The sequence below is a fragment of the Pseudarthrobacter sp. TRD_SC_9 genome (genome assembly GCF_055361265.1).
Map to the genome: position 1 here is coordinate 1,494,088 of NZ_CM143956.1, position 15,183 is coordinate 1,509,270.

At 63.8% G+C, this 15,183-nt stretch carries 14 protein-coding genes; 13 read left to right on the top strand and 1 reads right to left on the bottom strand.

Annotated elements, in window-relative coordinates; all coding sequences use genetic code 11:
* Window positions 1-67 precede the first annotated feature (67 nt).
* From ACWA13_RS07030 to ACWA13_RS07055, 6 genes are all read left to right on the top strand, one after another.
* Complete coding sequence (locus ACWA13_RS07030; protein ID WP_463937429.1) at window positions 68-685, top strand: ribosome maturation factor RimP; 618 nt, start codon at window positions 68-70, stop codon at window positions 683-685.
* Window positions 685-1,674: a transcription termination factor NusA gene (gene nusA, locus ACWA13_RS07035; protein ID WP_463937430.1), complete on the top strand. Its 990-nt coding sequence runs from the start codon at window positions 685-687 to the stop codon at window positions 1,672-1,674. Before ACWA13_RS07030 ends, nusA begins: the two co-directional genes overlap by 1 nt.
* Before the next feature lie 237 nt (window positions 1,675-1,911).
* On the top strand, window positions 1,912-2,208 hold the full coding sequence (locus tag ACWA13_RS07040; RefSeq protein WP_463937860.1) for a YlxR family protein: 297 nt from the start codon (window positions 1,912-1,914) through the stop codon (window positions 2,206-2,208).
* 152 nt (window positions 2,209-2,360) lie between these two features.
* Complete coding sequence (infB, locus tag ACWA13_RS07045) at window positions 2,361-5,291, top strand: translation initiation factor IF-2 (RefSeq protein ID WP_463937431.1); 2,931 nt, start codon at window positions 2,361-2,363, stop codon at window positions 5,289-5,291.
* 236 nt (window positions 5,292-5,527) lie between these two features.
* A complete protein-coding gene (rbfA, locus tag ACWA13_RS07050) occupies window positions 5,528-5,983 on the top strand; it encodes a 30S ribosome-binding factor RbfA (RefSeq protein ID WP_463937432.1) in 456 nt (151 codons plus the stop codon).
* 82 nt (window positions 5,984-6,065) lie between these two features.
* Window positions 6,066-6,551 carry a nucleoside deaminase gene (locus ACWA13_RS07055; RefSeq protein WP_463937433.1) on the top strand — a complete coding sequence of 162 codons (486 nt, stop codon included), beginning with the start codon at window positions 6,066-6,068 and terminating at the stop codon, window positions 6,549-6,551.
* 23 nt (window positions 6,552-6,574) lie between these two features.
* Here ACWA13_RS07055 and ACWA13_RS07060 read toward each other — a convergent pair whose 3' ends face one another.
* Complete coding sequence (locus ACWA13_RS07060; RefSeq protein WP_463937434.1) at window positions 6,575-7,738, bottom strand: pyridoxal phosphate-dependent aminotransferase; 1,164 nt, start codon at window positions 7,736-7,738, stop codon at window positions 6,575-6,577.
* A gap of 58 nt (window positions 7,739-7,796) precedes the next feature.
* Here ACWA13_RS07060 and truB point away from each other — a divergent pair, with 58 nt between their 5' ends.
* From truB to ACWA13_RS07095, 7 genes are all read left to right on the top strand, one after another.
* Window positions 7,797-8,729 (top strand): tRNA pseudouridine(55) synthase TruB, encoded by a 933-nt coding sequence (gene truB / locus ACWA13_RS07065; RefSeq protein ID WP_463937435.1) that lies wholly within the window; start codon window positions 7,797-7,799, stop codon window positions 8,727-8,729.
* Between the two features lie 2 nt (window positions 8,730-8,731).
* Window positions 8,732-9,085: a hypothetical protein gene (locus ACWA13_RS07070; RefSeq protein WP_463937436.1), complete on the top strand. Its 354-nt coding sequence runs from the start codon at window positions 8,732-8,734 to the stop codon at window positions 9,083-9,085.
* A 39-nt stretch (window positions 9,086-9,124) separates the two neighbouring features.
* Complete coding sequence (locus tag ACWA13_RS07075) at window positions 9,125-9,574, top strand: hypothetical protein (RefSeq protein ID WP_463937437.1); 450 nt, start codon at window positions 9,125-9,127, stop codon at window positions 9,572-9,574.
* 194 nt (window positions 9,575-9,768) lie between these two features.
* A complete protein-coding gene (locus ACWA13_RS07080) occupies window positions 9,769-10,752 on the top strand; it encodes a bifunctional riboflavin kinase/FAD synthetase (protein ID WP_463937438.1) in 984 nt (327 codons plus the stop codon).
* Window positions 10,753-10,933: 181 nt separating this feature from the next.
* The gene (rpsO, locus tag ACWA13_RS07085; RefSeq protein ID WP_463937439.1) at window positions 10,934-11,203 is read left to right on the top strand and encodes a 30S ribosomal protein S15; all 270 of its coding nucleotides are present in this window, start codon (window positions 10,934-10,936) and stop codon (window positions 11,201-11,203) included.
* Window positions 11,204-11,449: 246 nt separating this feature from the next.
* Window positions 11,450-13,714, top strand: a complete 2,265-nt coding sequence (locus ACWA13_RS07090) for a polyribonucleotide nucleotidyltransferase (protein WP_463937861.1) — start codon at window positions 11,450-11,452, stop codon at window positions 13,712-13,714.
* Window positions 13,715-13,826: 112 nt separating this feature from the next.
* Window positions 13,827-15,170 carry a M16 family metallopeptidase gene (locus ACWA13_RS07095; RefSeq protein ID WP_463937441.1) on the top strand — a complete coding sequence of 448 codons (1,344 nt, stop codon included), beginning with the start codon at window positions 13,827-13,829 and terminating at the stop codon, window positions 15,168-15,170.
* Window positions 15,171-15,183 lie beyond the last annotated feature (13 nt).

Sequence of the window (15,183 nt, forward strand, 5' to 3'; positions counted from 1 at the left end):
ACCAAGGTTCCCGGAAAATCGCTACGCTAGTACACACAACATCATCTATCGGAAGGCGGCCGGCATCGTGAGTAATGCAGAAGCCACGGCTTCATCGGACCCTACCGGATCGGGTAAGGCTGATGCCGCACCCGCATATAACCCGGAGGCAGCGCGCCTGCGCGCCCTTTTCGAGCCCGCAGTGGAGGCCAGCCGGCTGTACCTGGAGGACGTGGCCATCACTGTAGCCGGGTCCCACCGCACCGTCCACGTCGTCGTGGATTTGCCGCAGGAGGAAACCGGGGGAGTGAATCTTGATGTCATCGCGGAGATTTCGCATGCCCTTTCGGACATCCTGGACAACGATCCGGCGTCGGACGGCCGCCCCTACGACCTCGAGGTGTCCTCACCCGGCGTTGGCCGGCCGCTGACGGAAGCGCGCCACTGGCACCGGGCACGAGGCCGCATGGTCAGGGTCAACGTCAGCCAGGGCGACAACGTGACCGGACGAATCCAGTCAGTGGACGATTCCGGCGTCACGTTGATCCCGGAGATAGCCGTCAAAAAAGGCATGAAGCCGCGGCAGGGCGACGCCATCAAACTTCCTTTCGACAGGATCCGCAATGGAAAAGTCGAGATCGAATTCAGCCACCTCGATGAGGCTGGTCTGGACAATGAGCACAATGGACCTTCTGAGGAGGCCTGATGGATATTGACATGAGCGCGCTGAGACTTCTGGAGCGTGAGCGCGAAATTCCGCTGGATCTTCTGATTCCCACCATCGAGCAGGCGCTGCTGGTGGCCTACCACAAGTCTCCGGGAGCCTTTGAAAAGGCCCGGGCTGAACTTGACCGCAAGAGCGGCAAGGTGACCATCTGGGCAGTCGAAATCGACGACGACGGCGCCCCGATCGGTGAGTTCGAGGACACCCCGGCCGGGTTCGGCCGCATCGCGGCAAGCACCGCACGCCAGATCATCCTGCAGCGTCTGCGGGATGTTGAGGACGACAACGTTCTCGGCGAATTCAAGGGACGTGAAGGCGAGCTTGTTGCCGGCATGATCCAGCAGGGCAACAACCCGCACATGATCCAGGTCAACCTCGGATCAGTGGAGGCGCTCCTGCCGCCGCCCGAACAGGTTCCGGGCGAGAAGTACATACACGGGCAGCGACTGCGTGCCTTCGTGGTGGACGTCCACCGCGGCACCAAGGGTCCCTCCATCACGCTGTCCCGCTCGCACCCGGGCCTGGTGCGGAAGCTTTTTGAGCTGGAGGTTCCGGAAATCGCCGACCGCTCCGTGGAGATCGTGGCTCTGGCCAGGGAAGCCGGGCACCGAACCAAGATTGCTGTTAAGGCGAACATCCCTGGTGTTAACGCCAAGGGTGCCTGCATCGGTGAAATGGGCAGCCGCGTCCGGGCGGTCATGACGGAGTTGAACGACGAAAAGATCGACATCGTTGATTTCAACGAGGACCCCGCTACGTTCATCGCTAGCGCACTGTCGCCGTCGCGTGTGAATTCTGTCACGGTCCTGGATGAAGCTGCCCGCTCAGCGCGTGTTGTCGTGCCTGATTACCAGCTCTCGCTGGCCATCGGCAAGGAAGGGCAGAACGCCCGCCTGGCCGCTAAGCTCACGGGCTGGCGCATCGATATCGTCTCCGATGCCGTGCCGAAGAACGCCCAGCGCGAGGCGTAACGCCGCTGCCCGCGACTCCGGACGTGGCCGGCCCAAGTCGGCCGCATCCGGTGTCGCGACGCTCCGCGCCCCGGAGGTTCGTCAAGACGAGGCCTGAAGGGGCTAGAATAGAAGGTAACCGCGCCCAAGGGCCGGTATTCGTGTGCCGTCCAACCGTAGGCGGCACCTGGTACGTCAGGAAGAACCATCGCAGTCAGTGAGCAGTCGAACCGCGAAAATTCTCCCCAACGCACATGCATCGGATGCCGGAAACAAGGGTTGCGGTCAGAGCTGATCCGGCTTGTCGCCTCACGCAGTGACCCCGTCACAGTTGTAGTGGATGAACGACGCCGGATGGCTGGCCGGGGTGCTTGGCTGCACCCCAGCGAACCGTGCCTTGCATTGGCCGTCAAACGGCGGGCCTTCGGAAGGGCGCTTAATGGCGCCCACCGGATTGCCGACGTCGAACGGCGGATCCTGGCAGGCACGGCCACTGCGGACACCCCGGTGCCCGCAGAACCAACCGTCCAACCTGAAAGCGGGTCTGAAATCTGATGGAAACCCGATGAGTTCCCAGCGATGAGTGCGTAACGATGACAACTTTGTTGCGCTCTGCAATGGGCCTTCCAGCTGTATTTGCGGCGGAGGCCCGCAGTAAGAAGTAGACGGTTCGTGCCTGGCTCGGTGCGGACCGAGACAGGAGAAATGTGGCCAAGGTCCGCGTACATGAGCTCGCCAAAGAGCTCGGTATTACTTCCAAAGATGCAGTGACAAAACTGCAGGAACTGGGCGAATTCGTTCGCTCCGCCTCTTCCACCATTGAGGCCCCCGTTGTGCGTAAACTGCGCAACGCCTTCCCCGACGCCGCGGCAAAGTCCGCAGCGCCGGCAGCTGCGCCCAAGGCGCCTGCCCCGGCACCAACGCGGCCGGCAGCACCCCAGGCTCCGGCCCCCAAGACTGAGGCTCCTGCAGCTGCTGCACCGTCGGCACCTGCCGCCCCGGCTGCACCGTCGGCACCTGCCGCTGCTGCTCCGTCGGCACCTCCTGCTCCGGCAGCACCTTCAACCGGCGCCCCCGCAGCACCCGCTGCAAGCGTTCCATCAGCAACTGCTCCCTCCACTGGCGCCAAGCCTGGTGCTCGTCCCGCTCCGCGGGCCGAAACGCCAGCGGCCCCCGCCCGCCAGGGTGGATCGGGTGCCCGTCCAGGCGGTCCCCGTCCGGGCAACAACCCCTTCGCTACGTCCCAGGGCATGCCCCGCGGCCGTGGCGGCGACGGAGAGCGTCCTCCCCGTCCCGGCAACAACCCTTTCGCGCCGTCCCAGGGCATGCCCCGCCCCGGTGGCAGCCGCACTGAAGGCGAGCGTCCCGGTGGTCCGCGTCCCGCGGCCGGTGCCGGTGGCCCCCGTCCCGGTGGTCCGCGTCCCGCAGCCGGTGCAGGCGGAGCCCGTCCGGGCAGCCCCCGTCCGGGTACCAGTGCTGGTCCGCGTGCCGCGGGAGCCGGCGGAAACCGTCCTACTCCGGGCATGATGCCCAACCGCACTGAGCGTCCCGCGCCCGCTGGTGCAGGTGCTGGCCGTCCGGGTGGCGCAGGGCGCGGTCCCGGCCGTCCCGGTGGCGCTCCCGGTACCGGTGGTGCACCAGGTGCCGGTGGCGGAGCTCCCGCCGGTGGTGGCTTTGGTAAGGGCGGCCGCGGTCGCGGCGGCACCCAGGGTGCCTTCGGCAAGGGCGGCGCCGGTCGTGGCAAGCAGCGCAAGTCCAAGCGTGCAAAGCGCCAGGAACTTGAGCAGATGAGTGCCCCGTCGCTGGGTGGCGTGAGCGTACCCCGCGGCGACGGAAACACTGTTATCCGCCTGCGTCGCGGCTCCTCCATCACGGACTTCGCTGACAAGATAGAGGCAAACCCCGCCGCACTGGTAACTGTGCTGTTCCACCTCGGTGAAATGGCAACGGCCACGCAGTCGCTGGACGAGGAAACCTTCGCGCTGCTGGGCGAAGAACTCGGCTACAAGCTTCAGGTTGTGTCGCCGGAGGACGAGGAGCGCGAGCTGCTCTCCGGGTTCGACATCGACTTCGACGCCGAGCTGGAAGCCGAAGGCGACGAGGAACTCGAGTCACGTCCTCCGGTTGTCACCGTCATGGGTCACGTTGACCACGGTAAGACCCGTCTGCTTGACGCCATCCGCAAGTCCGACGTCATGGCGGGCGAGCACGGCGGTATCACGCAGCACATCGGTGCTTACCAGGTCGCCCACCACCACGAGGGTGAAGACCGCAAGATCACGTTCATTGATACCCCTGGCCACGAGGCGTTCACCGCTATGCGTGCCCGTGGTGCCAAGGTCACGGACATCGCCATCCTGGTTGTTGCAGCGGATGACGGCGTCATGCCCCAGACCGTTGAAGCACTCAACCACGCACAGGCCGCCAACGTGCCGATCGTGGTTGCAGTGAACAAGATCGACAAGGAAGGCGCCAACCCTGAAAAGGTCCGTGGCCAGCTGACCGAGTACGGCCTGGTTCCCGAAGAATATGGTGGCGACACCATGTTCGTTGAGGTCTCTGCCCGCCAGAACCTCAACATTGACGAACTGCTCGAGGCAGTCCTGCTCACCGCAGACGCCGCCCTGGACATGCGCGCCAACCCCAACAAGGACGCCCGCGGTATTGCCATCGAAGCAAACCTGGACAAGGGTCGCGGTGCCGTTGCTACCGTCCTGGTGCAGTCCGGTACGCTGCGCGTCGGCGACACCATCGTTGCCGGCACGGCTCACGGCCGCGTCCGTGCAATGTTCGACGACGACGGCAGTGCCCTGACCGAGGCCGGCCCGTCCCGCCCCGTGCAGGTACTGGGTCTGTCCAACGTGCCGCGCGCCGGCGACACCTTCTTCGTAACTGCTGACGAGCGCACCGCCCGTCAGATCGCAGAGAAGCGTGAAGCAGCCGACCGCAACGCCGCCCTGGCCAAGCGCCGTAAGCGCATCAGCCTCGAAGACTTCGACCAGGCAGTGGCCGATGGCAAGATCGACACCCTCAACCTCATCCTCAAGGGTGACGTGTCCGGTGCCGTGGAAGCCCTCGAAGACGCCCTGCTCAAGATCGACGTCGGCGAAGGCGTGCAGCTGCGCGTCATCCACCGCGGTGTTGGTGCCATTACGCAGAACGACGTCAACCTGGCAACAGTGGACAGCGCCGTCATCATCGGCTTCAACGTCAAGCCCGCCGAGCGGGTTGCCGAACTGGCAGACCGTGAAGGCGTGGACATGCGCTTCTACTCCGTCATCTACGCAGCAATCGATGACATCGAGATGGCCCTCAAGGGCATGCTCAAGCCGGAGTACGAGGAAGTCCAGCTGGGCACCGCCGAAGTCCGCGAAGTATTCCGTTCCTCCAAGTTCGGCAACATCGCAGGCTCCATCGTTCGCTCGGGTGTTATCCGACGCAACACGAAGGCACGCATCAGCCGCGACGGCAAGATCATCGGTGACAACCTCACCGTTGAGACGCTCAAGCGCTTCAAGGACGACGCCACCGAGGTCCGCACGGACTTCGAGTGTGGTATCGGTCTTGGCTCGTACAACGACATCAACGAAGGCGACATCATCGAGACCTTCGAGATGCGCGAGAAGCCGCGCGTCTAGGTTGTATCAGTAGCGGGGAGCCTCCGACTTTTGGGGGCGCCCCGCCCCTACGCTGGGCGGCCCGGGATCTGCGATCCTGTGCCGCCCAGCTCCGGTAGGCCCGATGCCACTCCCGGGTGCCCCAAAAACTCTCCGGCATCGTTCTAGACTCACCATAGAGGCGCGTGGCACCAGAGGCATTTGAGTGCCCAACTATCCCGCCGCCGTCGTACCCCCCAAATTTTTAGGAGTTGTTCATGGCTGATCCCGCACGGGCTGCCAAGTTGGCGCAGCGCATCAAGGTTGTTGTCGCTGAGGCCCTGGGCCGGAAGGTTAAGGATCCTCGTCTGGAAGGCATCACTGTCACCGATGCCCGCGTGACGAACGACCTGCAGCATGCCACCATCTACTACACCGTCCTTGGTGACCAGGCCGTTCAGGCTGATGCTGCCAAGGGGCTGGAGAAGGCCAAGGGCGTTCTCCGCCAGGAAGTCGGGCGCAACATCACGGTCCGGCTGACCCCTACGCTCGAATTCGTGGCGGACCGTATTCCCGAGGTTGCTTCCAACCTTGAGGAACTGCTTCGTGAAGCCAAGAGGCGCGATGCCGAAGTTGCTGCGCTGGCGGAGAAAGCCAAACACGCTGGTGATCCCGATCCGTACCGCAGCTCCGATGACGTCGATGAGGAAGCTGACGAAGACGGCGCCAAGTAAACAAATCGGCGAAACGACGCCAGATGATTGAAGGCCCGGACCATATGGTCCGGGCCTTCAATCATCTGGTTAGGATTTAGGCATGACCCACGGGAATGAAGAAGGCGACGTCAAGCAATACCTCGAGCGCGCCGTCGAGTTGGCGGTCCGGAACGTTGCCGACGGCGGCGGACCGTTTGGTGCCTTGGTGGTAACCCCAGATGGCCGTGCATTTGAAGGAACCAACAGGGTCACCCGCGACAATGATCCAACAGCCCATGCCGAGGTCGTAGCTATCCGGACCGCAGCCGCCTCGATGGCCAGCTTCGACTTGCACGGGTCCGTGTTGTATACCAGCTGCGAGCCATGCCCGCTGTGCCTCGCGTCAGCGCTCTGGGCCAGGATCGACCGAGTGTACTTCGCGGCAGATCGTCACGGCGCCGCGGCGGCAGGCTTTGATGACGCCGTGTTCTACGACTACTTTGACGGAAGCCGTCCGGAACTGCTTCCTGTGGCACACGAAGAGGTTCCGACGTCCGACGTTCCCTTTGAAGCGTGGCGCGCCAACGTGTCCCGCACGGACTACTGAACCGGGACGGCAACCCGGCCTGCTTAGGCAGGTTTAGCCCGCGCCGGCAGCTTGTTGACGCCGTCGAGCAGTTCCTGCCGTGAGCCGCAGAGGGCAATACGTATCCATCCCTCGCCGATTGAGCCGAAGGCGGTACCGGGAGCAACGGCCACCCCCGAGTCAGTCAGGAACCGGCGGGCCCAGCCGCGGACGTCGCCTTCGCTGGCGTGCGAAACATCCGCCCAGAGGTAAAAGGCTCCCTGCGCACCGAGGTAGGGGATATTCCGGGCATCCAGCACCGCCGACGCCGCATCCCGGTTGGCGCGATAGTGCCCGTGGGCAGAGGAAACGTAATCCTGCGGCCCGGTCAGCGCCGCCAGCGCAGCATACTGCGACGGCGACGCGACGCAGGAAACGATCGCTTCCATCGCGTTGTTCATGACCTTCTCCAGTCCTGGAGGACAGATCAGTGCCCCGATCCGCAGCCCGGTAAGGCCATAGGTCTTGGACAGCGTCAGGGATGTGAAGACGCGCGCCTGCCCGGGAACGTCGCTGTCGAAGACGGCCGGACTGACATGCGGCACGTCGTAGGTGAACGCTTCGTAGCATTCGTCCGAAATGATCCAGAGATCGTGCCGGCGGGCCAGGGCCACCAACTCCCGGGTCAGCTCTGCGCTGAGCACGGCGCCCAGCGGATTGGAGGGGGAATTCAGTACAAGTACACGGGTCCGCTCCGTGATCAGCTTCTCGAGGTCGCTGATCCGCGGCTGGAAACCGTGCTCCGGATAGAGCGGATAACGGACAGGCAGCGCGTGCAGCAGGCTGGCGGTCATCACGAAGGTGGGATAGCCGGGATTGGGGATCAGGACCTCGTCGCCGGGGGCCAGCAGCAGGCTCATCGCGAAGTGGAGTCCCTGTTGCGCGCCATCCACCACGTAGACGCGGTCCGCCCCAATGCTTGTCCCGCTGCGCTCCCGGAACCGTGCGGCGAAGGCTTCCCGCAGCGACGGAATGCCGGCGTTGGGTGTGTAGTTGGTCTCATCCCGCTCAAGGCATGCCATTCCGGCATCGAGCACGTGGCGGGGGAGCGGAAACCCCGGCTCGCCGATGCTCAGGACTATCGCCCCGGGCGTCTGCCAGGCCTGCTCGGTAATCTCACGGATCTGGTTGACAGGCAACTCACTGACGGCGGCGGAGAGCTTGGGCATAGCAGCCATCCTAAGCCGTGCGGCGGCCGACCCTTCCCGCGCGCATATACTGGGAGGCGTGCTTTCTGGACTGGTGATAGTGGACAAACCGCAGGGATGGACCAGCCATGATGTGGTTGGCCGGATGCGGCGGCTTGCCGGTACCCGGAAGGTGGGCCACGCCGGAACCCTGGACCCCATGGCTACGGGAGTCCTCGTGGTCGGCATCAACAAGGCCACCCGCCTGCTGACTTACATCGTGGGGACCTCCAAGACCTATACCGCCACGATCCGGCTCGGCCAGTCCACCATCACGGACGATGCCGAGGGCGAGGTAGTCACCACCGTCAGCGCCGCCGGGGTTGAGGATGCCGCGGTCAGGGCAGGCATAGCGGCCCTCACCGGTGAGATCCAACAGATTCCCAGCAGCGTCAGCGCCATCAAAGTCAACGGTGAACGCGCTTACGCCCGTGTCCGGTCAGGTGAAGAAGTCAAACTGGCCGCCCGTCCCGTTACCATCCACCGCTTCGAGCTGGCCGCTATCCGGCGCTCCGCCGACAACCAGGCGCTGGACCTGGACGTTACCGTCGAATGTTCGTCCGGAACCTATATCAGGGCCCTCGCCCGTGATCTTGGCGCCGGGCTGGGGGTCGGCGGCCACCTCACGGCGCTGCGCCGGACGCATGTCGGGCCGTACTCCCTGGAGCAGGCGCACACCTTGGAACAGCTCGCAGAACACATGGACGTCCTGGAAATGTCACAGGCAGCCAGGGCCCTGATGCCCAACCGTGAGCTGAGCGACGAGGAAACCCGGGAGATTTCTTTTGGCCGTCGGATCGCGCCAGGCCCTGCGGCCGGGACGCCGGAGGCTGCCACGGTCGAGCGTCCGGCTGCCGCTTTCGCCCCGGACGGCCAGCTCGTGGCCCTGCTCGCCGATTCCGGTACCTCGGCAAAACCCGTTGTGGTTTTCGCTCCCGACACCGCTCCTGACACAGCTGGAGCGGTCGATTAGCAGTGGACGCATACTTTTACATCATCCTGGTGGTGGGATTGGTCTCAACGCTGCTGTGCCTCGGCGCAGGCATTCTGAAGAAGGCACCCAACGATGCCACTATCCTCTCGGTCATTGGCGTCGAAGTTGCCCTGCTGGTCTACCTGGTCGGATCCATTGTCCGGGTGATCACGGGGGAGCCCATTGCCGGCGAGGCCTGGGAGTTCTGGGGCTACATGGCCACGGCGCTGCTGCTGCCCCCGGCAGCTGTCTACTGGTCTGTCCTGGAACGGACCAGATGGAGCAATTTCGTGCTGGCCGCCGTTGGAGTCACGGCGCTCGTCATGGCTGCCCGCATGAACCAGATCTGGTATTGAACCTGTAACGGCATTGAAGTGGAAGAAGGAAACACTCCGGTGGAAAAGAACCAGTCGGCATCCGCGCCCTCCGCTGAGGGCACGTCTGCACGGCCGCGCGACACCCGGAACACCGGCCCGGGCCGGCTGCTCATTGCGGTGTACGCGGTTTTCGCGATTTCCGCCACTGCCCGTGCCGGTTATCAGATCCTGACGAAGTTCAGCGAAGCGCCCCTCGCGTATCTGCTCTCGGCGTTTGCCGCCGTCGTCTACATCATTGCCACGGTGTCCCTCGCGAAGCCGGGCCGCATGTGGTTTCGTGTCTCCGTTGCCGCGGTGCTGGTGGAACTCGTAGGGGTCCTCGTCGTGGGGGCGTTGAGCATCTTTGACTCCGTCCAGTTCCCGCACGAGACCGTGTGGTCGCTGTTCGGACGGGGCTATGCGTTCGTTCCGCTGCTCCTGCCGATCCTTGGCCTGATCTGGCTCAACCGCAGGCGTCCTTCGCGTTAGCGGCCGGGCACCCTGCACGCTTTTGGGCCGGGCAGCCGGGGCACCGTTTCCGGGTAACCTTAGAAGGTTCCGGGGCTGGATGTGCTCTGGAATTCCGGAAAACAGTGCAGCAGGCGACTGAACCAGTAGTCAGCAACACCGAAGTACCGAATGAAGTATCGAATATTGTTTATGAAGGCGTAAAGGCGAGGGTGATGGTCCACATCTGGAACGATCCGTCCGAGGTCCCGGCGGACTTCGGTCCTTCCGTTGTTACTTTCGGAAACTTCGACGGCGTCCATCGCGGCCACCAGCAGGTTCTCTCAGAGCTCATTCGTACGGCGCGTCTTACCGGTTCACGGGCCGTGGCGGTCACCTTCGACCCCCACCCGGCGTTTATCCACCGGCCGGAATCGGCTCCGGAGATGATCATGGGACTCCAGGACAAGCTTGTGGCACTGGGGGAGCTTGGCTTGGACGCCGTCCTGGTGGTCAAATACTCGCTGGACCTCGCCAGCCTCACCGCCGAGCAGTTCGTGGGCCAGTACCTGGTGGACACCCTGCATGCCCGCCACGTGGTGATCGGCCATGATGCGCGATTCGGCCGCGGCAACTCAGGTGACCTGGAAACCATGAAGGAACTCGGCCGGAAGTTCGACTTCGAGGTCCAGGTGATCAGTGAATTCGGTTCCGAAGGCTACCCCCTGCACGATGACGCCGGCACGGACCGGCGCTGTTCCTCCACCTGGGTGAGGGAGGCCCTGCGGGACGGCGATGTCTCTACGGCTGCCGCCGTCCTGGGCCGGTCGCACCGGATGCGCGGAGAAGTGGTCCACGGGGCAGCCCGCGGACGCGCCCTCGGTTTCCCCACCGCCAACCTTGCCGGCACGGCCACCGGACTCATCCCCGCTGACGGCATTTACGCCGGTTGGCTGGTGGACCAGGCAGGCGCACGCTGGCCGGCAGCAATCTCCGTCGGTTCCAATCCAACATTCGACGGCGTAAGCCGCCAGGTGGAAGCGCACGTCATCGACCGGCCTGACGAAGCCGTGGAAGACTTCGACCTTTATGGCCAGACCGTTGTGGTGGAGTTCGTCGAGCGTCTGCGCGGCATGGTCGCCTACACCGGCCCCGATGCGCTGGTCGAGCAGATGAAGCTGGACGTTGTACAGGCGCACGCGATCCTGAGCGGCAGCTAATTCGGCTGTTTCGACAAGATTGCGGACGTGCCGGTAAACTAAACGATGGATCCGGCTGCAGTCCGTGGCGGCTGGCTCCTGTTGCGCGCACGGTCTTTTGGTTTAGTCCCGAAGTCCGGCGTGCGCGATCCCGGCAGCGACCTGCTGATTCGGGCCACACGGCACATCTCTAGGAGTTATTGTGGCACTTGACGCCGCTGTAAAGCAGTCCATCATCAAGGATTTCGCAACGTCCGAGGGCGACACCGGTTCGCCCGAGGTCCAGGTTGCAGTCCTGACCCAGCGGATCAAGGATCTGACTGAGCACATGAAGGAGCACAAGCACGACTTCCACACCCAGCGCGGTTTGCTGGCCATGGTTGGTCGTCGCAAGCGCATGCTTGGCTACCTCAAGAAGACCGACATCGAACGCTACCGTTCGCTCATCGAGCGCCTCGGCCTGCGCCGCTAGTCGTATCGGGAGCGGCCCGTTCCCACCCGGAACGGGTCGCTTTCTTCAAATGAAAACTCAATAGGAGGATCAACCGCATCACGCATTCGCGGTCCTCGGTAGTGATCCCCGGGAACGGCTTCCTTGATTGAAGCCCTGGCCCGTGGGTCTCGATCGATGACCGGGTGCAGTGCAGGCCAGTAGACAGATGCTGGCCTGGGTTGATGCGGCTGGACTTCCGTGAATCAAGAAACGGAGGTGACTCTCTTGGAGGGTCCCGAAATCCAGTTCTCAGAAGCAGTTATTGACAATGGCCGCTTTGGCAAGCGTGTAATCCGCTTCGAAACCGGCCGCCTTGCCAAGCAGGCAGCCGGCGCAGCCATGGTGTACATCGACGATGACACCGCGCTGCTGTCCGCTACTACTGCGGGCAAGCACCCGCGCGAAGGTTTCGACTTCTTCCCGCTGACGGTCGACGTCGAGGAGCGTATGTACGCTGCCGGCCGTATTCCGGGTTCGTTCTTCCGCCGCGAAGGCCGCCCGTCCACCGAAGCCATCCTGGCCTGCCGCCTCATGGACCGTCCGCTGCGCCCCGCGTTCGTCAAGGGCCTGCGTAACGAGGTCCAGATCGTGGTCACCGTCCTGTCGATCAACCCGGACGAGCTCTACGACGTGGTGGCCATCAACGCCTCCTCCATGTCCACGCAGCTTTCCGGCCTTCCGTTCTCCGGCCCCATCGGCGGCGTCCGCGTTGCCCTGGTTGCTGACGAGACCGGCTCACAGTGGGTTGCTTTCCCGAAGCACTCCCAGCTGGAAAACTCGGTCTTCAACATGGTCGTCGCCGGCCGTGTTGCCGGTGACGACGTCGCCATCATGATGGTCGAAGCCGAAGCCACGGACAACTCCTGGAACCTCATCAAGGAACAGGGCGCCACGGCCCCTACCGAAGAGGTTGTTTCCGAGGGCCTCGAGGCTGCAAAGCCGTTCATCAAGGCACTGTGCGACGCCCAGTCGGACCTGGCTGCCCGCGCCGCCAAGCCCACGGTTGAATTCCCGGTCTTCCTCGATTACGAGGACGACGTCTACGCCGCTGTGGAGTCTGCTGCCGCCGACAAGCTGGCCGCTGTCTTCCAGATCGCTGACAAGACCGAGCGCAACGACGCAACGGATGCACTCAAGGATGAAGTCACCGCTGCCCTGGCCGGCCAATTCGAAGGCCGCGAAAAGGAACTGTCCGCAGCATTCCGCTCGGTTACCAAGCAGGTTGTGCGCCAGCGCATCCTGAAGGACCAGATCCGCATCGACGGCCGTGGACTGACGGACATCCGCCAGCTCACCGCCGAGGTTGAGGTTCTGCCCCGCGTCCACGGTTCGGCCATCTTCGAACGCGGCGAGACCCAGATCATGGGTGTCACCACGCTGAACATGCTCAAGATGGAGCAGCAGATCGATTCGTTGTCGCCGGTAACGCGCAAGCGCTACATGCACAACTACAACTTCCCGCCGTACTCCACCGGTGAGACCGGCCGCGTCGGCTCCCCGAAGCGCCGCGAAATCGGCCACGGTGCCCTTGCAGAACGCGCAATCGTTCCGGTCCTGCCTTCCCGTGAGGAGTTCCCCTACGCCATCCGCCAGGTGTCTGAAGCCCTCAGCTCCAACGGTTCGACGTCGATGGGTTCCGTTTGCGCCTCCACCCTGTCGCTGCTGAACGCCGGTGTGCCCCTGAAGGCAGCCGTCGCCGGTATCGCCATGGGCCTGGTCTCCGATCAGGTTGACGGCCAGACCCGCTACGCAGCGCTGACTGACATCCTCGGCGCCGAAGATGCCTTCGGTGACATGGACTTCAAGGTTGCCGGTACCGCAGAGTTTGTGACAGCCATCCAGCTGGATACCAAGCTCGACGGCATCCCCGCTTCCGTGCTGGCAGCAGCGCTGAAGCAGGCCCGTGAAGCCCGCCTGCACATCCTCGAGGTCCTCAACTCGGCTATCGACACCCCGGACGAGCTTTCTGAGTTCGCTCCGCGCGTCATTGCCGTCAAGATCCCCGTGGATAAGATCGGCGAGGTCATCGGCCCCAAGGGCAAGATGATCAACCAGATCCAGGAAGACACCGGCGCTGACATCTCCATCGAGGATGACGGCACGGTCTACATCGGCGCAACCAACGGTCCGTCTGCCGATGCAGCACGGTCCGCCATCAACGCCATCGCGAACCCGCAGGTTCCGGAAATCGGCGAGCGTTACCTGGGTACGGTCGTCAAGACCACCACCTTCGGTGCCTTCGTTTCGCTGACTCCGGGCAAGGACGGCCTCCTACACATCTCCGAGCTGCGCAAGCTTGCCAACGGCAAGCGGGTGGACAACGTCGAGGATGTAGTCTCCGTCGGCCAGAAGGTCCAGGTGGAAATCACCAAGATCGACGACCGCGGAAAGCTGTCGCTGGCCCCGGTCGTGGCTGAAGAAGAAGGTGCCGAGCCGGAGACAGAGCGCGTGCACCCGACTGACCCTGCAGAGGGCGCCGACGTCGAGTAGTAAAACCCGGGTGTGACCACACACTCGAACTGGCGGGACCGGTGGAATTTCCACCGGTCCCGCCGCTGTTACGATGGCAGCCAGATCCCGCTGCCGCACCTGAAAGGCTTCCATGACTGTTGTCCCCCTGCCGCTTGAGCAGAACGCTTCCATCGACTCGCTGGTGCACGGATCCGACGGCGGTGCCGAGGTGCGGCGCTCGGTTCTTCCCGGCGGTGTCCGGGTCCTCACCGAGGCCATGCCCGGCCAGCGTTCCGCCACGATTGGATTCTGGGTAGGGGTCGGTTCCCGTGACGAGGCGGATGGCCAGCACGGGTCAACGCATTTCCTGGAACACCTGCTGTTCAAGGGAACCAAGCGCCGGACGGCACTGGAAATCGCTTCGGCGTTCGATGAGGTGGGTGGCGAGTCCAATGCAGCTACCGCCAAGGAGAGTACCTGCTACTTCGCCCGTGTCCTGGACACGGACCTGCCGATGGCGATCGATGTCATTACCGACATGATCACCGGCGCTGTCCTGGATCCGGTGGAGATGGAGCAGGAGCGCGACGTCATCCTGGAAGAGATAGCCATGGACAGCGACGACCCTACGGACGTTGCCCACGAACACTTCGTCGCTGACGTACTGGGAGCGCATCCGCTGGGCCGTCCCATCGGAGGTACTCCCGCTGCGATTAGGGTTGTTGCCAGGGACTCTGTCTGGGAACATTACCGCCGCTACTACCGTCCGGAAGAGCTGGTGGTCACGGCAGCCGGAGGGCTCGACCACGACGTCGTCTGCCGCCTCGTGGTGGACGCCCTTGAATCCGCCGGCTGGTCCCTTGCGCCGGATGCGAAGCCGGTCCCGCGGCGTTCCACCGAGCGGGCCCCCATCGCCGGTACGGCCGGGCTCAAGGTGGTCAAGCGCGCTGTGGAACAAGCCAACATCATCATGGGCTGCCCCACCATCGTTGCCACTGACGAACGGCGTTTCGTGATGAGCGTCCTGAATGCCGTCCTGGGCGGCGGAATGTCTTCCAGGCTGTTCCAGGAAGTGCGCGAGAAGCGCGGCCTGGTTTATTCGACGTACTCGTTTGCGTCCTCGTACGCCGACGCCGGGTACTTCGGCATGTACGCAGGCTGCACACCGTCCAAGGTCCAGCAGGTGCTGCAGCTGCTGGGGGTCGAGCTCGACAAGCTCGCCGCCGATGGTATTTCCGACGATGAACTGCGCAAGGCCGTGGGCCAGCTGTGTGGCGGCATCGTCCTGGCCCTGGAGGACACGGGTTCACGCATGTCGCGGCTGGGAAGGGCTGAGCTCGTGTCCGGCGAATACCAGGACATCGACGAGACCCTGCGCTTGATCAAAGCGGTCACGGCAGAGCAGGTCCAGGAGCTGGCACGCGAACTCGCTGCCGCTCCCCGCACCGTCACTGTTGTGGGTCCATTCGAGGAAACCGAGACGTTCGGCCTCTGATTCTTCCGCCGTG